This is a genomic window from Vibrio sp. dhg (genome assembly GCF_003443775.1).
Taxonomy (GTDB): Bacteria; Pseudomonadota; Gammaproteobacteria; order Enterobacterales; family Vibrionaceae; genus Vibrio; species Vibrio natriegens.
In genome coordinates, this window is the sequence record NZ_CP028944.1 from 402,822 (window position 1) to 422,599 (window position 19,778).

General features: G+C 43.8%; 19 protein-coding genes and 1 tRNA gene. 7 read left to right on the top strand and 13 right to left on the bottom strand.

The features are described from left to right. Positions 1 to 27: 27 nt before the first annotated feature. Genes rbsC through rbsD form a run of 3 tightly spaced genes read right to left on the bottom strand, consistent with a single transcriptional unit; the run spans position 28 to position 2,956 of the window. Positions 28 to 1,011, bottom strand: a complete 984-nt coding sequence (rbsC, locus tag DBX26_RS17510; protein WP_118120230.1) for a ribose ABC transporter permease — start codon at positions 1,009 to 1,011, stop codon at positions 28 to 30. After that, positions 1,008 to 2,513: a ribose ABC transporter ATP-binding protein RbsA gene (gene rbsA / locus DBX26_RS17515; RefSeq protein ID WP_014234053.1), complete on the bottom strand. Its 1,506-nt coding sequence runs from the start codon at positions 2,511 to 2,513 to the stop codon at positions 1,008 to 1,010. Before rbsA ends, rbsC begins: the two co-directional genes overlap by 4 nt. A gap of 23 nt (positions 2,514 to 2,536) precedes the next feature. Continuing rightward, complete coding sequence (gene rbsD / locus DBX26_RS17520) at positions 2,537 to 2,956, bottom strand: D-ribose pyranase (protein WP_065298755.1); 420 nt, start codon at positions 2,954 to 2,956, stop codon at positions 2,537 to 2,539. 476 nt (positions 2,957 to 3,432) lie between these two features. Here rbsD and DBX26_RS17525 point away from each other — a divergent pair, with 476 nt between their 5' ends. Further along, on the top strand, positions 3,433 to 5,805 hold the full coding sequence (locus DBX26_RS17525) for an EAL domain-containing protein (RefSeq protein WP_065303497.1): 2,373 nt from the start codon (positions 3,433 to 3,435) through the stop codon (positions 5,803 to 5,805). A 453-nt stretch (positions 5,806 to 6,258) separates the two neighbouring features. Here the strand turns inward: DBX26_RS17525 and DBX26_RS17535 are convergent, their stop codons facing one another. Then, positions 6,259 to 6,660: an NUDIX hydrolase gene (locus DBX26_RS17535; protein ID WP_118120234.1), complete on the bottom strand. Its 402-nt coding sequence runs from the start codon at positions 6,658 to 6,660 to the stop codon at positions 6,259 to 6,261. Between the two features lie 460 nt (positions 6,661 to 7,120). On the opposite strand from DBX26_RS17535, the gene DBX26_RS17540 reads away from it, so the two are divergent. From DBX26_RS17540 to DBX26_RS17550, 3 genes are all read left to right on the top strand, one after another. After that, positions 7,121 to 7,768, top strand: a complete 648-nt coding sequence (locus tag DBX26_RS17540; RefSeq protein ID WP_014234049.1) for a murein L,D-transpeptidase catalytic domain family protein — start codon at positions 7,121 to 7,123, stop codon at positions 7,766 to 7,768. A gap of 394 nt (positions 7,769 to 8,162) precedes the next feature. Beyond that, positions 8,163 to 8,654 carry a hypothetical protein gene (locus DBX26_RS17545; protein ID WP_254063607.1) on the top strand — a complete coding sequence of 164 codons (492 nt, stop codon included), beginning with the start codon at positions 8,163 to 8,165 and terminating at the stop codon, positions 8,652 to 8,654. Between the two features lie 20 nt (positions 8,655 to 8,674). Then, the gene (locus DBX26_RS17550) at positions 8,675 to 8,998 is read left to right on the top strand and encodes a hypothetical protein (RefSeq protein ID WP_118120235.1); all 324 of its coding nucleotides are present in this window, start codon (positions 8,675 to 8,677) and stop codon (positions 8,996 to 8,998) included. Positions 8,999 to 9,068: 70 nt separating this feature from the next. Here DBX26_RS17550 and DBX26_RS17555 read toward each other — a convergent pair whose 3' ends face one another. Then, entirely contained in the window at positions 9,069 to 9,587 is a 519-nt protein-coding gene (locus DBX26_RS17555; RefSeq protein ID WP_020334727.1) for a DUF4136 domain-containing protein, read from the bottom strand. A 403-nt stretch (positions 9,588 to 9,990) separates the two neighbouring features. Between DBX26_RS17555 and DBX26_RS17560 the strand changes: the two genes are divergently transcribed. Next, a tRNA-Gly gene (locus DBX26_RS17560) sits at positions 9,991 to 10,065 on the top strand. Between the two features lie 260 nt (positions 10,066 to 10,325). On the opposite strand, the gene DBX26_RS17565 is transcribed toward DBX26_RS17560, so the two are convergent. The 8 genes from DBX26_RS17565 to rsxA form a co-directional block, all read right to left on the bottom strand. Continuing rightward, on the bottom strand, positions 10,326 to 10,862 hold the full coding sequence (locus tag DBX26_RS17565; RefSeq protein WP_118120237.1) for a flavodoxin: 537 nt from the start codon (positions 10,860 to 10,862) through the stop codon (positions 10,326 to 10,328). Positions 10,863 to 10,998: 136 nt separating this feature from the next. Beyond that, on the bottom strand, positions 10,999 to 11,262 hold the full coding sequence (locus DBX26_RS17570; protein WP_014234044.1) for an RnfH family protein: 264 nt from the start codon (positions 11,260 to 11,262) through the stop codon (positions 10,999 to 11,001). Positions 11,263 to 11,264: 2 nt separating this feature from the next. Continuing rightward, a complete protein-coding gene (locus DBX26_RS17575; protein ID WP_118120239.1) occupies positions 11,265 to 11,945 on the bottom strand; it encodes an electron transport complex subunit E in 681 nt (226 codons plus the stop codon). Continuing rightward, entirely contained in the window at positions 11,938 to 12,546 is a 609-nt protein-coding gene (locus tag DBX26_RS17580) for an RnfABCDGE type electron transport complex subunit G (protein ID WP_118120242.1), read from the bottom strand. Before DBX26_RS17580 ends, DBX26_RS17575 begins: the two co-directional genes overlap by 8 nt. A 2-nt stretch (positions 12,547 to 12,548) precedes the next feature. Beyond that, on the bottom strand, positions 12,549 to 13,544 hold the full coding sequence (locus DBX26_RS17585) for an RnfABCDGE type electron transport complex subunit D (protein WP_118120244.1): 996 nt from the start codon (positions 13,542 to 13,544) through the stop codon (positions 12,549 to 12,551). Next, entirely contained in the window at positions 13,541 to 15,118 is a 1,578-nt protein-coding gene (gene rsxC / locus DBX26_RS17590; protein ID WP_118120246.1) for an electron transport complex subunit RsxC, read from the bottom strand. Before rsxC ends, DBX26_RS17585 begins: the two co-directional genes overlap by 4 nt. 9 nt (positions 15,119 to 15,127) lie before the next feature. After that, on the bottom strand, positions 15,128 to 15,655 hold the full coding sequence (locus DBX26_RS17595; RefSeq protein WP_065298764.1) for an RnfABCDGE type electron transport complex subunit B: 528 nt from the start codon (positions 15,653 to 15,655) through the stop codon (positions 15,128 to 15,130). Between the two features lie 13 nt (positions 15,656 to 15,668). After that, the gene (rsxA, locus tag DBX26_RS17600; RefSeq protein ID WP_118120248.1) at positions 15,669 to 16,244 is read right to left on the bottom strand and encodes an electron transport complex subunit RsxA; all 576 of its coding nucleotides are present in this window, start codon (positions 16,242 to 16,244) and stop codon (positions 15,669 to 15,671) included. Between the two features lie 295 nt (positions 16,245 to 16,539). On the opposite strand from rsxA, the gene nifL reads away from it, so the two are divergent. Both nifL and nifA read left to right on the top strand, forming a co-directional pair. Beyond that, complete coding sequence (nifL, locus tag DBX26_RS17605; RefSeq protein ID WP_020333835.1) at positions 16,540 to 18,081, top strand: nitrogen fixation negative regulator NifL; 1,542 nt, start codon at positions 16,540 to 16,542, stop codon at positions 18,079 to 18,081. Continuing rightward, the gene (gene nifA / locus DBX26_RS17610; RefSeq protein WP_118120250.1) at positions 18,078 to 19,676 is read left to right on the top strand and encodes a nif-specific transcriptional activator NifA; all 1,599 of its coding nucleotides are present in this window, start codon (positions 18,078 to 18,080) and stop codon (positions 19,674 to 19,676) included. The genes nifL and nifA overlap by 4 nt, the downstream gene beginning before the upstream one ends. Positions 19,677 to 19,778 lie beyond the last annotated feature (102 nt).

Sequence of the window (19,778 nt, forward strand, 5' to 3'; positions counted from 1 at the left end):
TATTCACATCGTTTGGATTGTTATGAATTACTTATTTTTGTTGTCTACCAGTACTGCTAGCAAGATAACCACTGCTTTTGCAATCATTTGGTAGTAGGAGGAAACATCAAGCAGGTTCAGTGCGTTATTTAAGAAACCGATGATAAGCGCACCAATTAGTGTACCCATAATGCGGCCTTTACCACCCATCAGACTGGTACCACCCAGAACTACTGCTGCAATCGCATCTAGCTCGTAACCCATACCTGCTGTAGGTTGTGCAGAAGAAAGACGAGATGTCACGATGATGCCAGCAAGCGCCGCTAACATACCGCAGATGGCGTAAACACCCATCTTCACTCGATCAACGTTGATACCTGACAAGCGGGTAGCAGATTCATTACCACCAAGTGCGTAAACGTAACGACCAAAGCGAGTGTGGTTAAGTAGGTACCACGCGGCAGCAAACACAATTACCATCAGCCATACAGGAACCGGAATACCCAGCGCATAACCCGTACCAAACCATGCAAATGCATCAGCGGTATCGGTAAAACCAGTAGAAATTGGTCGACCGTCTGTGTAAACCATGGTTACACCGCGTAATAAAGTCATGGTAACCAGTGTTGCGATGAAGGCTTGAACCTTACCCTTAGCGATAATGATGCCGCTTATCGCACCAAGCGCAGCACCAGCAAGAAGAGCGGTAGGCACGGCAACCAGCACGGGAACTTCCATTGCAATCAGGCTTGCAGCAAATGCTCCACATAACGCCAGCACAGAGCCTACACTTAAATCGATACCTGCGGTCAGGATAACAAGTGTCATACCTACAGCGATAATCGCATTCACCGAGGTTTGACGAAGAATGTTAAGAATGTTGTCTACCGTGAAGAAATTCGGGTTCAGGAATGATACGACAACAATCAAAAATATAAGTGCAATCAGTGATTTTTGTTCAATCAGCCATTCTTTGGTGAACAGCTTTTTGCTGCTAGCTTCGTTCGGTTTGCTCATGGTATTGGTACTCATGCTGCTTCCTCATTGATCTTTTTGCCTACGGCACAGGCGAGTAATTTTTCTTGGTCGGCGTCTTTCGCATCGAATTCGCCACTAATACGACCTTCATGCATGACAAGAATGCGGTCACTCATGCCCAGCACTTCTGGCATCTCAGAAGAAACCAAGATGATGCTCATGCCGTCGGCTTTGAATTTATTGATTAGCTGATAAATCTCTTTCTTGGCACCAACATCAACGCCGCGTGTTGGTTCATCCAGAATCAGAACTTTAGGTTTGGTCATCAATCCTTTCGCGATTGCCACCTTCTGTTGATTACCACCAGAGAGGTTGCCAATAATTTGGTCACGCGTCGGTGTTTTGATGTTGAACAGTTTGATGAAGTCTTCTACTGCAACCACTTCTTCACCGTGTTGGATTTGGACACCTTTGGTCAACTTATCCAGAGCACACAAAGACATGTTTTCTTTGACTGACAAACCGAGTACCAAGCCATCGCCTTTACGGTCTTCAGAGATGTAGGCGATACCATTTGCCAGACCATCTTGCGGACTAACTGGGTTAATGGTTTTGCTGTCTAGGTTGATAACACCACGTTCACTCGGTAAAGCACCGTAAATCACCTTCATCAATTCAGTACGACCCGCGCCCATCAACCCTGAAATACCAAGGATTTCACCACGCTTAAGCGTGAAACTAACATCGTGAACACCGGAGCCGGTTAAACCGATCACTTCAAGACACGTCTCACCATGTTTTACATCAATGCGTGGGTACTGTTCTTCAAGCTTTCGGCCTACCATCATTTCGATAAGACCGTCTTCATCGGTATCCGAAACCTGACACTCACCAATGAACTTACCATCACGAAGTACGGTAATGTCGTCACAAATTTCGAAGATCTCTTTCAAACGGTGTGAAATGTAAACAATGCCGCAACCTGCATCACGAAGCTCATTGATCACTTTAAATAGCGATTCGGTTTCCGTATCCGTCAGTGCGTCGGTTGGCTCATCCATGATGATGACTTTCGATTCAAAAGAGATCGCTTTGGCAATTTCGACCATCTGCTGTTCGCCGAGGCTTAAATCACCAAGCAGAGTTTTAGAGCTGTGTTTTACGTTCAAACGCTTCAAAAGCCTGTCAGCTTCATCGTACATTTTGCTCCACTGAATACGTCCCATCGCACCAGTAAATTCACGCCCTAGATAAATGTTCTCCGCAATGGTCAACTCAGGGATTAAATTCAACTCTTGGTGAATAATGCTGATACCTGCTTCTTGAGAATCTCTTGGACCTTTAAATGCAGCGGGCTGACCCTGATACTGAATGCTACCTGAGTCCATGTGGTAAATGCCGGTTAGCACTTTCATCAAGGTCGACTTACCTGCTCCATTTTCACCCATAAGCGCCATTACCCGCCCTGGATACACATGAAGGCTCGCCTTATCTAGCGCCTTTACGCCCGGAAACGCTTTTTCAATCTCACTCAGTTGTAGAATGGCTTGAGTCATAATCTGTCCTCACATTCCCTGGCTTAAAAAACCACACCAGCTTGGAAGATAACGTTCGCATACGGTGTACATTCACCCGTGCGAATCACTGCTCTGCTTTGTTCCGTGCGAGCTTTAAACGCTTCGTGCGATACATAACTAATTTCAATAGGCTTGCCTGTGCGCTTGCTTTCTTGGCTTAACTCTTCGACCAGTGCGTTATGCAGGTCTGGGTTAACGTCACAAAACTCTTCTGCAAGGATAGCGCCTTCAATCTGTGATTCAGACAAAATCACTCGAACGGTATCAATAAAGCTTGGTACCCCGTGAGTGAGCGCTAAGTCGATTCGTTGCACATGCTCAGGAATTGGCAAGCCAGCATCACAAATGGTGATTTCATCGGTATGACCCAACGTTGCCACCAAGTAAGAAATATCTGAGTTTATAAGGGTACTTTTTTTCATCTCATAGACCTTTCGGTTACACGTTCATAAAACGATAAGCGTCTGCATTAGGATGTTTTGGTTATTTACAGAAAACTCATCGAAACGTTTCGATGCAATAATAGTTCGCAGGAAAAATTTGAAAAGGGAGCGATTTATAAGGTGTGAGAATGATCTGCAATTGAAGCTTCGTCATACATAAAAAGACAACTTTCATCACAACTCCGACATCGAAACGTTTCGATATCAGAGCAATTTCACTTAATTGCATATCTTTAAAAGAGTCAATTGTTGGCAACAAACACGTCTAATTACTGAGAAACAACCCAATTAGGCCAATGAAAAGGATATGCAGCTTCACAATTCTCAGATAGCTGACAGATTTTCAAGCTCAGTAAACTCAAAATCTAGTTACACTTTGAGAACTTACGTCATCCGTTAACTACCGAATCGGTATGCAACGTTTGTAAGGACACAAACGGAACTGAAGAAAAAGAATGAAATTAAGCAGCAGGGTAATTTTGCTTGTAACGCCAGTGATTTTGTTAAGTGCGGTGGTATCGAGTTACATAATCTATAGCATTCAAAAAGTCACACTCATCAAGCGAGAAGATAGCTATATTCAATTGCAAATGGAGAAACTTGCGGGGCAATTCCGACAAGCGAATGTTTTCCTTCATAGCTACGCTTATACTTTGGGTAAAAGTGACGTTCTACAAGATTATTTAATTAATCACGATAACCCTTACCGTGAGCGAGTTTTGTTTAATCGCTTGGATGAAACAGCGGATGTATTAAGCCATGGCTATCATGGTGATACCAACATGGCTATCCTCAACGGTAAACAAAAACTCCTCTACTACACAGAAAATCAATTTTTTGAATCTTCCGGGTCGATTGATCCTAAAGTAACGGAGTACATTTCAGACAACTTTGCAAAACACGGCGATTATAGCCGTACAGGTTTTATTTATAATTCCAGTGGCCAAAGTATCCTACTTCAATACGATTTGATCGATAAACGCACGGGAGAACACCCGTTAAGTTTCGATCCCAGCAATGCATTTTTTGTTATTGTGACCGTCTCTCTGGAAGCCTTTAGTGATATTAAACACGATATCGAGTTTGACACCCATAGCGTCATTACCTTTTCTGATAAGCCGATTTATCTCGATATTCCTCTTGCTCAAACGATAGAACTGCTGCCGCATTTTTTTGCCATACTCTCTCCAGCAGAATATCTGATGTGGAATAAAGTCGACAAAGTGTGGCTTGAGCTGGCACTTTCATTTGGGATTGCCGCGTTTTGTACCATTACATTGATCGTCCTGGTTTTATATCGAAATGTATTACGTCCTGTTTCTCGACTCGACAGGCAACTTAAGGAACTCGAAGCAAATAAGCGAGATAACATTGAGAAGTTAGAGACTAACGACGAGATAGGCAGGCTTTCATCACGCTTCTTCGATATGTATGAAGAGCTAAGCATCATCTACAAGAAAACGAAACGTCTCGCAGAAACAGACCAATTAACGCAACTTGCTAACCGTCATCGATTCAATCAACTGGTTACTCAAGAGCTCGCCTCTCCTTCTGATTATTTATGGGTCATTTATGTTGATCTGGATAACTTCAAATATGTAAATGACAAATATGGCCATGAGTTGGGGGATTCGTTATTAAAAGTGTTTTCAACCCATATCAAGAATGTGTGTCAAAAGTTCTCTCATCAATATAACAGCCCTTGTTTTGGTGCGCGCCTTTCCGGAGATGAGTTCGCCATTCTACTTAGCTCTAACGAATACGTAGAAAATCTCCCAGATTTACTCGCGACAGAACTGCTAAAACCTATCAATACGCTTAGCCACTCTTGGCCAAATACCTTCCCTGTCACCGCCAGTGTTGGCGTGGCTCGTTTCCCAGAGGACGGTGCAGACATTACAAAACTTCTGTCTAATGCCGATGCCGCAATGTACCAAGCTAAGCGCGCGGGTAAAAACCAATACGCCTATTACTCTGCCGACTTGAATATAGAAGCACAAAGACGAAGCCAAATTGAACGAGCTTTAAGGAAAACCGATGTAGAAAAAGAATTCCGATTAGTTTTTCAACCCTACTTAAGCCGTTACGACAATGAAATTGAAGGCTTAGAAGTATTACTGCGTTGGGATGCGGAAGGTATCGGGCCAATACCTCCTGCTGAGTTTATCCCTATTGCTGAGCAAACGGGTCTGTTCGATAAAGTTGACCGTTGGGTGTTCTCTACTGCAGCAGCCCAATACCATCAATTGAGAGAAATATTTGATAAAGACATTATTTTGTCAATCAACCTATCCTCTGCAGAGCTCAACTCATTAGAAATGGCGGAGTATATCCACACATATACAACTAAGTACGACGTTGATCCTAAGTTTATTGAACTCGAAATCACGGAGACTTTTGCCTCTGACCAACGAGGGACCGCACTATTAGACGAGCTTTCTAACCTTGGCTATCGACTGGCAATTGATGACTTTGGCTCAGGGTATACATCCCTGACCCAGCTTGTTCAGTTCCCGGTGCAAAAAATTAAGTTTGACCGCGAGTTTCTACTCACACTGATGAGAACCAATAATGGGCATGTAATCAAGCCGATTATAGACTTGTGCCACGCCCAGAATAAAACCGTCACCGCCGAGGGAATTGAGCATGACGTGATGCGCCAATGGCTATCTGAATACCAATGCGATTTTATGCAAGGCTATCTTTTTGGTAAGCCAATGAGTATCGAGGAATTGGAAATATGGTGGGAATCATCCAACCACATGATCTTCAATCGACAGAATCATACTCAGACCTTTGCTGGCGGGCTTTCCAAACTAGCCAAATAAGACACTGTAGAATTAGCTTTGTTTTGTATCTAGGGCTTTAGTAACGCGGTTTTTTGACGAAACCGTGGGCATAAAAAACTCACAGGCAAACCTTGTCGCTATGGTTGGCTGCCCCCAGGCACCGCATATATCTTTATTGTTTGCCTTTTCTCTCGTAAATTGCCGACACTGTCCACATTTATTAATCACTTTATCTTCCTACTAGCAAATATCAACGTATTGACGAATATTACTAATCCCCTAACTGAAGTTACCTTCCGCCAGAAAAACTGCACAAGAGAATTAGCTCATAAAAGTCTAGGTGGAAAGTAGCACAAGATTAAAAGTGACAATTTGATATCTCACAACGTTTGTATTCAAAACTAAATTTTTAATACAAACGTTTCTGATATAACTCACTTCCCATGAGTTTATTTGAAAATAAACATTCAACTAAATCTAATTTATTTAATTTTAGATTGAACTTAATGTATCTTTTAGTCGTCTAAACTCTTTCAACGCAATAGTATCAACCTCTGTTCCTACAGGAGGATTATTCGGCGTATACCAATCAACAGATTCCGCTTCATAACATTCTAAATTACCTTCCCACTCACTAACGATATAGTAATGTATTAGTTGTAATTCAATTGTGGGATGATAAAGAGAACATAGATATACATATGATTGAGGTGTCACATTCAGCTCTTCTTTGAGTTCTCTAAATAATGTTTGCTTCTGGTCCTCACCTGGGTCCATATGCCCGCCTGGAATAGCAATAGTTCCAGGATCAGTTTCTTTGTCTTTGGCTCGTGTTTCCAACAATACTTTAGAGTCTTTCACTAATATAAAGGAAACACATTCATGCACTCTCATTTGAACCCCATACCTGTCATCATTTATTCCAATCTATACTGTGCAAGTGTTTGCATTCAAGATTAAACTCATGTTTTGTTACGACTCGGATCACAGAGTGAGATTTTTATTAGCGTTAGATTATTAAAAATAAACGCATTGAAATTTCAGGGATTTTTTAAAATGCGCAATAATTATACATTGTTTTTAATCTGAAGAATTTCATAAACGTCACTACTCACCATTTTATTAGTTATCAATTTAAGTTATTATTAAATCTGAAGTTTCTCTTGGTAAAAGAAAAACTTTTTAATATCAAAAAGTTAGCATTAAAAGCTAAACATTAATAACATCCCAATGAGTAAGTGCTTAATGTATAACGCTTAATATTGGGAAAGAATATAATTGATGTGCATGTAGTATTACTGAACGCATGAAGCATTCGGCAAATTTGTAACACCTAGAGTTTTATTTGATCAAAATGAAAAAATCATTTTTATTGTTGATATGGACGTTTTTCTCTGTTTCTCCTTTTGCTTTCGCCAAAGATTCGGACGGCAAAGCTCAAGTAGAGAATCAGATTTCTCAACAACAAGTTAGAAAAACATATAAAGACGCTAAACTAGAAGGCGTTATCGACTTTAAGCTATTTAACGACGCCTATTTAGCTTACAAGAAAACCAAAAAGCGAAAGAAGCCACTACTTACCATCATCGACTACAGCAAACCTTCAACGGATAAGCGATTTTATGTCGTTGATTTAAACAAGAAGCAGCTGATCTACAACACGTATGTTTCTCATGGTGTAAATAGTGGAAAGAAGACCGCGACGAAGTTTTCCAATATCGTGAATTCACGTAAAACTTCTTTGGGTACGTTTTTAACTGATACCACCTATTACGGATCCAATGGCTATTCCCTTCGCTTAGATGGCCTGACTTCCGGACTGAACGACAAGGCTCGTGAACGCTACATCGTCGTACACGGTGCTAAATATGCGAATCCTTCTTTTATTAAAAAGAACGGGTATTTAGGACGCAGCTGGGGTTGTCCGGCTCTGCCAGAGAATCTGTCTCGAGAAATCATCGACACAATTAAAGGCGGCAGTGTCATCTACGCAAGCGCATAATAAACGAAAGGGAGCAATAGCTCCCTTTTATCTTTCTAGTCAGAACACTCTTCCCTACTTCAATACTGACGCCATTCCTTCAACGTCTTCCCTTAAGATTGTATCGATACTAATCCATTGCTCTGACTAGTCGTCGCTGTGATTGTATTTTGAAACAATTCAAGTTTAAAATTCCGCTTAGGCAGTGAGAAAAGCCTGTTCATCTATCTTTCCTATCGTTACTATACGAAATCATTCAGATACTGATTAAGCATCAAAGCCCCGAGACAAGTTGCTCGCCGGTGATGAATAAGTATGTAAAATCGGCAACAAATCTTTGATGTATTAGGGTTAATTTTTGCGTTATCTAATTTGTACGTTTTGGCTAATAGCTCTGTCTCTGATCCCAGATTGTATGCTGTCTGCCTACGCGCATGAATATGACAATCACCAAACAAGCAATACATCCGATCATTTATCAAAGTGGGCTCAACAACCACTTTTAACGCCAGATTTTGCTTTACCCCAATGGTCTTTAGAAAATAATTCGCCTTCGGTTTCTCATAAGTACTCGCAGCATCATAAACGAGACATATTGGCTCTGGTTTCATGCCGTCGTACTTCTCTGCATGATGATGTACAGAGTTTACGCTTCGAACCCGATTATCAGTTGCTCATCGCTTTTTTATCGCCTCCGTTACTTTCTCTCGCTTGGGTGACAACCCCATTACCTAGAGATAGCTACGGTAAACTTAAAAACCAACGCTCGCTTTATCATCTCCTCGGAACAAGGGAAGCAAATTTACTTTATGTGTTTAAACATGGCCGTGAATACTTGACGAAAGAAAAACAGAGAAATCAAGAAAACGTGTCAACAAGTGACATGGGTACATTTATATTTACCTGAATCCATTCGAGGCCCAAATTATGACCAGATTCGCAATTCCAACTATCTTAACTTTATTACTCACTGCATTCTCCAATGTCGTTTACGCCGACGTAAATCTTGAACAAATGAGCAACGAAGCCCTTTTGGAATGCGCCAATGTTTCGAACGTACAGAATGCCGTACCAGAGCATAGAGCCTCTTTTAGAAACTATTTGATGTCCGTAAGACATTATAGTTTTAGCACGCTTTCTTCTGCAGAACTGGAGTTTAAAGCAGCAAACAAAAACACAACAGATGTGTTAGAAGTGTATCAGAGCAAGTGTCGTGACCTAGGCGAGCAGCTCTATAGCATCGGGTACTAATTGAAGTTATCGTCCCAAAACAAAAAGGCGCATTCTCTGCGCCTTTTTCGATATGAACATTTAAATCTCGCTACTTAGCGCCGTAAGGAAAGTGTTCAAACATCTTCGCAATTTCTTCTGCAATTAGCTCTTCCCTTTTCTCACTGTCCATTGACGTCGTTAATTTACGGCTAGATATCCCTTTCCAAACAACTTGGTTTGCCTTCATATCAACTAATTCGATAACCAAATTACCGTATTTACGCTCTCTATATCGCTCTGGACTGGAAGTAATCACGCCAAATCGATTCCATCCGTAACCAAAACTGATGTTCGACCCAGAAGAAACAAACTCTGTGTTCTCAACAATGTCATGATGGACATAGATATCACCATCACTCGAAACTTGTGAAAGTCCATTAGCTCCTAATTGAGAGGCAATACTTTGTTCAATACGCCTCGCATCGATGCTTGCGGGCGCACCATTCTGATCTCCAAAATCGAACGTTCTATACGATGAAAAGTCAGCCTGTTTGTCGACATCCGTTGTTACCGTGGTGCATGCGACCATAAACAGCCCCAATGCGCCTAACAAGAACCCTTTCCACATAGATATTCTCCTCTGATTTATCGACAGTATCAGCGTCGCCTTCTTTGTTGTCATTTATACGGCTGAAAACAAAAATGAATCATTATGCTACGACAAGAAGTCCAACTCAGTACATTTCCAAATTCGTAAGCCATCTCTCTTTTACTGAATCACGCACTTTAAAATAATTAGATAGACATTATTGAGTCTTAACTAAGAACGCCAAGTGTTCAATATCTGAGGTCTTGTTTCACAAAGTCGTAGCCAATTGGCTGCTGATTTTCTTAAGAGAATTACCCACCAGCACTCGAATTGAGTACCTTCGCATCATCTTGAGTGATTTTTACGCAATCGACAAACAATTGAAGAGAAAAGACTTTTCTTTTCGAATTAATGTGGCATATTAGATGAGTCCTTTCGATGCGCGGGCATCGTATAATGGCTATTACCTCAGCCTTCCAAGCTGATGATGCGGGTTCGATTCCCGCTGCCCGCTCCAAGCTTTCTTGCTAAATTTTAAATCCTTTTGTTCACCATTCCCAACAAAGCAATTGATTTACTGTCAGTAACGTCATCATGACAATTTAGCTTTAATCATATTATCCAAAACCGATACGCTCTATAGAACAAAATTGCATAAAAAAAGCCACTCTCACGACAAGAATGGCGTTGTGCCTATGACAGTTAAGTTCGGCAAAATAACAAAAACCCCAAGCTATCAGTTAATTACTAATATTGTGTTAATAGCTTTATTTTTATTCATAGATCCATTTCAGCTTTAATCTGCTCAACCCAACCTGCAATACGCTGCTCAGTCAGACTTGATTGATTATCTTTGTCGATCACTAACCCGACAAAGTCATCGCCGTCAACCGCATTAGAGGCCGTAAACTCGTACCCTTCTGTGGGCCAAAACCCAACCATCTCTGCACCGCAGTTGGCGACATGATCGTATAGCTCACCAAGTGCATCCACAAATTCGTTGCTGTAACCAACCTGATCGCCTAATCCATATAGCGCAACTTTTTTTCCCGATAGATCCATGTCCGAGAAGTTGGGTAGAAACTCTTCCCAGCTCTCTTCTTGGCAATCCGCAGATAGTCCTGGAAGTTGTCCCTCTCCTAACGTTGGCGTACCGAGAATCAGATAGTCATAACTGGCAAATTCACCGGCGTCGACGCGATTAATGTTTTTCGGTTTATCCGCAACCTCGTCACCAAGTTGTTTTTGGATCAATTTGGCCATTTTGCGAGTGCTGCCCATATCAGTACCAAAGAAAATTCCCACTTTGCTCATAATTAGCTCCTTGCTTAAATTTTTGTCATGGCAGGTATACGTTGCAAAATATCTACCACACATTTAGTTTAATTTTTTCAATAAGTTAAAAGTTTACTTTCAAACAATGTCTGACCTAATGTCGCAAAGGTGACAATTAATCGTCATCATCCTCATCTTCGTCGTCAGGCTGCCAAATTAACGGGCGGTAAATTTCCACACGGTCACCTTCTTTTAGCTCACTATCCAACTTTGTGGATTTGCCGAAAATACCCACTTTTTGTTTGTCGAGGTCGATAGCGGGAAACATATCTAAAATATTCGAAACCTGAATAGCGCTAAGTACGGTTGCGCTATGGTCAACATCGACCGACAACCATACCTGTTCATCCGGTAAGGCGTAGACAACACTTACTTTCATGGTTACCCCCTAGTGCTATGTGCTAACGCTGGCGTTGGGTTTGCCACCATGGATTCGTATTTCTGTTTTAACGCCAGAACCAAGCCCAAAGCCAGAAAGCCTCCCGGCGGTAAAATAACCAACAACACCCCTTGGTAATCATCAATAATGACCATTTCCAGAAACGCAAAACGTTCGCCCAAAAGAAGATGCGCATTGCTAAACAAGGTTCCACTACCGAGAATTTCGCGTATCGCGCCGAGCATAGTCAGTACCCAAGTAAAGCCTAACCCCATAAACAGACCATCCACGATAGAGGGCATGACAGCGCTTCTACTGGCAAACGATTCGACACGCCCGAGGATGGCGCAGTTTGTAACAATCAACGGTATAAATAGACCGAGAACTTTGTGCAGAGAATGGAGGTAGGCGTTCAGCAATGCATCGGTCAGCGTGACCAGTGTGGCGATGATGATGACATTCACCGGAATACGTACGGTTTTGCTGATGACACCTTTCGCCATCGAGTTAAGCGTATTTGCCGCAACCATCACGACCATAGTGGCCAGGCCAAGACCAAGGCCGTTCGTCGCACTGCTGGTTACGGCGAGTAAAGGACAAAGCGCAAGGGACTGCTTGAGTACAATGTTATTGCCCCATAAACCTTGTGACATAATGCTTTTGTACTGGTTTGATTCACTCATTGTTCGCTCCTTGGTAAGATTCAAGCGCTAACAACGCCTGATGCACGCCTTTTACTACGGCTCTGGGTGTTATTGTTGCGCCGCTAAATTGGTCAAAATCACCCCCATCCTTTTTCACCGCCCACACACCTGTGCTCTCTAAAGTGCGTTTGGCAAAACTGAGTATCCAACTGCTTTTTTCCGCTTCGATTTTGTCACCCAGTCCCGGCGTTTCACTGTGACTGATGATTCGAACGCCGATAATCTCCCCACTGATTTTTAAGCCGATAAGAAAGCGGATCGTGCCACTGTATCCCTCCTGCTCGCCCCGGATCACCCAGTTAATCAGTTGCTGATTTTCATCTTCCACTCGATACAGTTCGAATGGCTTACCTTCATACTCGATTAGCTGGCGGTTCGAAAACACATCATTCGAATAAGGTTGTCCCGCCAGTACTTCCCTCAATAACGCGTTCTGATCTTCTAAGATACGCTGAGTGATGATTGGCTTTGTCGCCCAATTCGTAACAAACAAAAGTAATGCGGCGAGCGCACATGCACTGGAAAGCAATATGATTTGATACGAAATACGCTCTTTAAATGGCTGTAATCTGACTTCCATGATTATTTCTCCGTCATTCGGCTAGTACCAAACACATTCGGGCGCAGGTAGTAATCAATTAAAGGGCTAACCGCATTCATAATCAGTACCGCAAAAGCCACGCCTTCGGGGTAGCTACCAAAGGTTCGGATCAACCAAACAAGCAGCCCACATCCCAGCCCATAGATAAGCTGTCCGCGAATACTGGTTGGAGAGGTAACAAGATCTGTCGCGATATAAAATGCGCCCAACATGGCAGCGCCGCTGGTGAGGTGAATCCACGGTGCCAGGTAGGCTTCAGCGTTGATCAAATGACTGACTAAAGCAGGTAGTGCCAGACCAAGCATGAAGGTCACAGGTATCGCCCAGTGAATAATGCGTCGCCAAATCAGATAACCACCGCCACACAAGATAAGGAAAGCACTGGTCTCACCAAGGCTCCCAGAATGCTGCCCAAAAAACTGCTGAGTAAACTCAACCGGCAAGGTTCTTTCAATACTGAGAGCCGTCGCCGCCGTCACGCCGTCAAAGCTCAGCCATCCATCCGGTACGGTGACTAAGTTGTTGCTAAAATCTATCGGCGTTGGAGCCGCCCATTGGGTCATTTGAACCGGAAAACAGATCAGTAGCATGACGCGCGCGAGCATGGCTGGATTGAATAAGTTCTGCCCCAGCCCGCCATAGATTTGCTTACCCAAAATAATGGCGAACATACTGCCCAAAACCGCTAAGCTGATTGGGAACGAAGGCGGTAAACTCAAGGCGAGTAGCAGCCCGGTCAGAATCGCTGAACCATCAAAACACGCACTAGGTTTCTTTTTCATTGCCAACAAACATAAACATTCGCTTATGATGCTGGTTAAACAACACACGACTATCAGTGCCAAACTGTTGCGACCAAACTGAAAGCCAGCAAATACACAAGCCGGTAATAACGTTAAGATAACGAGATACATGATTCGTGTAGATGAGCTCCCGTTGTGAGCAAATGGGCCAATTATTGAGTCATATTTGATCATAACTGTTGCTCCTTCTCAGCGGCTTTATCTTGACGAGATACTCTCGCTGGACGAGATGGGCGAGCCGGTCTCTCTGGACGTGTCGGTTTTTCCGCTCGCTCAGGTCGAGCATTGCGGGTTGGTCGCGTGACTTTTTTCGCGGCTTTGGCTTTCTTCTCAGCGGCCTCAAGGGCGAGACGTTGTTTTCTGGATTCATTGAGCACTTTGGTCTGAGCCGCTCTTTGCTCCATAAAGGTATGCGATGCAATCACACCCTTTGCGTGCATAAAGTACTGAACTAAAGGAATCGAAGAGGGACAAACATACCCACATGCACCACAAGACAAGCAATGATTCACACCCAGTTCCTCGGCACGTTTGAAATCGGAAACGCGGGTGTACGCGGCCATTTGAAAAGGCATCAAACCCATTGGACAAGCACGAACACATTGACCACAGCGAATACACTCTTGATGTTTGGTTTCAATAAACACTTCGTCTTCGGTTAACGCCAGTATTCCGCCAACCGTTTTATCAACAGGCACCTGCATTGAGGGAATGACCTGTCCCATCATAGGTCCGCCCAGAAGTAATCGTTCCGTCGAGTCACTGACCCCGCCGCAATAGTTGATTACTTCGTTCACCGGGGTTCCAATTGGTACCTCGACATTTTTAGGTTCCGCGATCCCCTTACCACTGACCGTGACAATCCGCGAAACCAAAGGACGACGGAATCGAACCGCATGGTACACCGCCCTAACCGTGGAAATATTGTTAACTAAAATACCGACCTGAGTGGCACGCCCTCCTGGTGGAACATCTTTTCCAGTAAGCGTTTTTATTAAGTGCTTCTCAGATCCCATCGGGTAAATACTCGGCACCTTACGCACGTCAATCGTGTCGACTTCACTCGCGGCATAATGGAGCGCACTTAAGGCATCCGGTTTGTTATCTTCCACGCCGATAATGGCCCTTTGCGCACCGCTTGCAATCAGCATCATCTGTATCCCAGAAATAATTTCTTCCGGGTAGGTTTGCATTGTTAAATCATCACTGGTCAGATACGGTTCGCATTCACCTCCATTAATGATGATGGTGTCTACGTTGGCGCTTCTTGAAAATCGCAACTTGACCGCGGCTGGGAAACCAGCGCCACCTAGCCCGACTATGCCCGCTTCCGCCACGCGATCAATAATGGTGTCGGCATCTAAGTTATGGATATCTTCACCCGGCGAAGATACCCCCCATTGCTTATCGTCATTCGCGCGAATCACTACCGTGTCACACTTCACTTTCGCCGGGTGAGTTGTGATATGCGGAACAATCGCCGTCACCACACCATTCACAGATGAATGCAAAGGTGCAACGAAGTCCGTAAGTCCAACAGCAACCAACTGCCCTCTGTGCACTGACTCACCAGGACCAACTAATACTCTTAACTTCGCCCCGGAACGCGTCTGCAACGGTAAGTAAATATTCCGAGGCCAGAAATGGCGGTCAATACGTTGATCTGACGTTAACTCTTTATAGGCTTTGGGATGAATACCGCCACTAAATGGTTTATTCCACAAACTAACACTGCTTAAACTGGACATGATTCACTCCTAAACCGACAATGAAGGCTTTGGCCAATACCATGTCGACACCGACGGCGTCACTTCGGACATGGTCAAGCAACCTCGTGTACAGGCTTTTTCACATAACTGACAACCGGTACACACGTCTTTTAGTACCGTGTGTAACTGTTTCGGCGCACCGACAATTGCATCAAAAGGACAGGCTTTGTAGCAGCGGTTGCACCCGTTACACTGCGTTTCATCAACCCTTGCCACCAGCTCAGTGTCTTGATCACTTGTATCAATAGAAACACCGAGCAATTGTGCAACGTTTTGAGCAAGTAGTGCTCCGCCAGGTGGACAACAAGCCGGGCTTAGTTCACCAGTGACCATCTTTTCGGCGGCCTGGCGGCAACCAGCCTCTCCACACTGACCGCATTGGCCACCCGGCAGTAATGCTTCAACTTTGTCTATCCTCGGGTCGCCTTCCACATGGAACATTTTTGCAGCGTACCCAAGCGCAAGCCCAAGCAATGCTCCGAGCGTGACAAAAAATATAAGCGTCGTAAGTAACATGACTTAGTCTCCTCTATGCCATTCCCGAAAAGCCCATGAAGGCCATCGACAAAAATCCCGCCGTGATGAATGCTATCGGAGAGCCTTTAAATGCAGCTGGCACCTGACTCAACATAAGTTGGCTGCGTAAACCAGCAAAAATAGTGATGATGAAAAAGAAGCCCAGAGCAGAGCCAAAGCTGAACATCAGGGTGTTGAGAAATGACAAATTGTCTTGAACAGCCAGCAATGCGACGCCAAAAACGGCACAGTTGGTGGTGATGAGAGGTAGAAATACGCCCAGAGACTGGTACAGCTCGGGAAATGATTTTTTAACGTATAACTCGGTAAACTGAACGACAGCAGCGATGACCAATATGAAGGATATGATCCTCATAAACTCCAGATGCAACGGCTTCAAAATCGCAAACTCAATAATCCAGCTTGATACCGTCGCTAAGGTAAGCACGAAAATCGTCGCGATCCCCATTCCCACCGCACTGGTAATTTTGCTCGACACTCCCATGAACGGACACAAGCCCAGAAATTTGGCTAAAACGACATTGTTTACGAATGTCGCACTCAGAAAAATGATCAATCCTTCGGACATAACAGCACTCCACTAGCTTCCTTTCTCGAAGGTGGTGCATAGCGTATGCCACGGAGCGTTTTTGCACTGGAATGAATCAAACAACCCCGTCAATACAGTGCTAGCGCGCAGGCTAAGCGCTTTTCTTTACCAAAATAGCTGTGTCACAAACCCAACAAAGTTCGCTTGTTCGCATGAATAATTGTCCGAAATCAAACAAACCTTCATTTAAGCGAGCCCGTCATACCTGGCTTGAGTGTTTGGAATAGGAAATGCATCGACGGTCTTATATCGCCAAACGTATAAGGAAAGACGTATGGAACAACTTGATAGCCTGCTACCCGATAGCAATTCAACGGTGTTTGACATGCAAGCGTTCGAGCAGATCGTTGCGCATGCTCCTGTCGCCATCAGCATTACCGACAAATATGGCAACATACTTTTCGTCAATAAGACCTTTAATCAGATCACTGGCTATAGTTCACGCGAACTGATTGGTAAAAACTCGTCACTGCTTTCGTATAAGGCAACACCTCAACGCGTATATCAAAATATGTGGCTAGCCATTACCAACGGTGACCATTGGCAAGGTCAGTTGGTCAACAGAAAGAAAAATGGTGAGCCGTATATTGCCGAAATTTCGATTTCTCGGCTAAAAGAGAAAAGTGGCGAGACACGATATTATGCCATCCATCGCGATATTACAGAGCGACACCAACGTATCACTGAGCAAAAAAATCAGTTCACACTCTTTCAGGCGGTGTTGAATGGTTCTTCGACAGCCATTGCACTGGTTGATGCCTCCAACAAGCTGCTAGTCAGCAACAAAAAGTATCAACGGATACAAAACAGCATTCACCACAGCCCTATCGACTTATTGCTGCAAAGCATTCAGAGAGACTATCAACAGACGAGTGTGGTTGAGTTCATCGGCGAACATAAAAACCGTACGCAAAATATCTCTGTTCGAAATGAAGACGGCACATGCGAACGATGGTTTGAATTTACATTGGCGAAAATCCCGGTTTCAACCATCAACATTGAACATTATTTTCTTCCAGACAGTGATGATGACTATAGCGTTATCTCTATCACTGAGCGTACCAAAGAGAAGCTCTTGGTCGAGGAACGACGTATTAATGCTACCAAGCTTATGGCGAGGGACAATAAATACGTCCACGCCATGCAAGAAGCATTAATGGGGACACTGCATCAATTGCAGGGACCGTTCAATGTCATTGATTCTGCTGTAAATATTCTCAAACGTACTAATGCCTCCTGCCCCGGTTTAATCGCGATGGATGACGCAATGGCGAATGCAAATGCAGCCATGCAAGAAATCATGCTCGCCATCCCAGAACGAGAAAGAGAAGCGCGGCAACCAGTGAACCTCAATGAAGTGATTCGTGACTCATGCAGCATCAGTAATGATGAATTGATGAGGCTATCGATCAACTTAGAACTTGATCTATCGCCAAAGCTTTCCTCAATCAATGGCACGCCTCATCGACTTATTCTTGCCATAAAACAGCTCATCGATAACGCGTTAGATGCTATCAAATATGCTAAGCCATCAGATCGGACTCTGTTCATTCAATCTTATGAGAAAAACGGAGAGATAGTGGTTGATATCGAAGACAATGGCTTAGGGGTGAAAGAAGATCTTCGCCTGACCGTATTCCAACCATTTTATAGCACCAAACCAAAGCACCAGTCTGGCTGTCGAGGCATTGGGCTTTCTATCGTGCAACAGGTGCTCAATGAACATTCAGCCACCGTAACGATCTCAGACAGCCGCCAGCTAAACGGCGCCAAAGTCTGCTTAACATTTCCAATTAATAGCGGTAAGTCATTATGATAGAAGATCATTCTCTTTTAGATTTAGAGCGTCAGTTATTGGCGGCAATGTATCGAATATCTAGTGTTCTAAACGCTAGCTTAAATTACGTTGAGTCATGCGACAAAATACTTAAAATTCTGCACGATGAGTGTCGTTTACAGTGTGGCATGCTCACTATTCTTGACCACCAAAAGAACATTTTATTGGTTAAGTCTGTACATAGCCCACTTAGCGATAGTAGCCGAGACCAAAAGAACGTTTACTATAAAACCGGTGAAGGTATTGTCGGAGAGGTCCTCAGCCAAGGGAGCTCTATGGTAATTCGTAATCTAGGTAGCGATATGCGTTTTGCGGACAAATTGGCACTTTATGACTATGACAAGCCTTTCATCTGTGTCCCAATCAAAGACAGTAATAGTAAAGTTCTTGGCGCACTTTCAGCCCAACCACCTAATGTCAGCGACGAGCACCTTACGTTGTTGTCGAAATTCCTCGATATGATTGGCAACTTAATCGCCAAGAATATTCAACTGTCTCAGAACGTTGAGCGAACCGAAAAAGAACTTGTTGATGAGCGTGACGGATTACGCCGTAAAGTTCGCAACAACTACAGTTTTCACAACTTAGTGGGACACACCAAGACCATGAGACAGATTTTCGATCAAATTCGTCTGGTGTCTCGCTGGGATTCAACGGTGTTGGTTCGCGGTGAATCGGGGACGGGTAAAGAGCTTATAGCCAACGCGATTCACTATAACTCTCCTCGTGCTGATCGTCCGTTCATCAAACTCAACTGTGCAGCGCTGCCTGATAACTTGCTCGAATCTGAGCTGTTCGGCCACGAAAAAGGCGCATTTACAGGTGCGGTCAAGCAGCGTAAAGGGCGATTTGAAATGGCACACAATGGCACTATTTTCCTGGATGAAATTGGCGAAACCAGTGCAGCGTTTCAAGCAAAGTTGTTACGAGTATTGCAGGAGAAAGAGTTTGAACGAGTCGGGGGGACAACAACTATTTCGGTAAACGTGCGTATTATCGCCGCGACTAACCGTCACCTGGAAGAGGAAGTGACACAAGGTAACTTCCGTGAAGACCTTTATTACCGCCTCAATGTCATGCCAATGCACTTACCTCCTCTTCGCGATCGCATTCAAGACATTCCAGAGCTGGCCGAGTTCATGCGCAAAAAGCTCAGTAAGCAACAAGGCCGTAACCTCACCATCAGTGATGATGCGATACGTGTGATGATGAATCACAGTTGGCCGGGTAACGTGCGTGAACTAGAAAATACCTTAGAACGCGCTTCGGTATTGTGCGAGTCCGGTGTCATTGATGCCAGTTTAATCAAAATCAACCAGTCTGAACCCAGCTTTTCACCGCCGGTCCAATCCGCTTACACACCCCCACTTTCTGCCGCTGCACCACTTCGCGCAACAGAAAGTCAGCTTATACATCGGGAGAAAAGCAAACCGGCTGACGAGAGAGAACTGGTAATCGATGCACTTGAGCGATCTGGTTGGGTAAAAGCCAAAGCAGCAAGGCTACTCAATATGACGCCGCGTCAAATTGCTTACCGAATTCAAATATTAAATATCGAGATGAAACAAATCTGACAATTTTTGAAAGCCAGATATTGTCGGCAAACGGACAATTGTTACTAGTTAGAACCCTTAGCTTATGTAAAACAATACTTTAGTTAAGGAACAATGATTGCA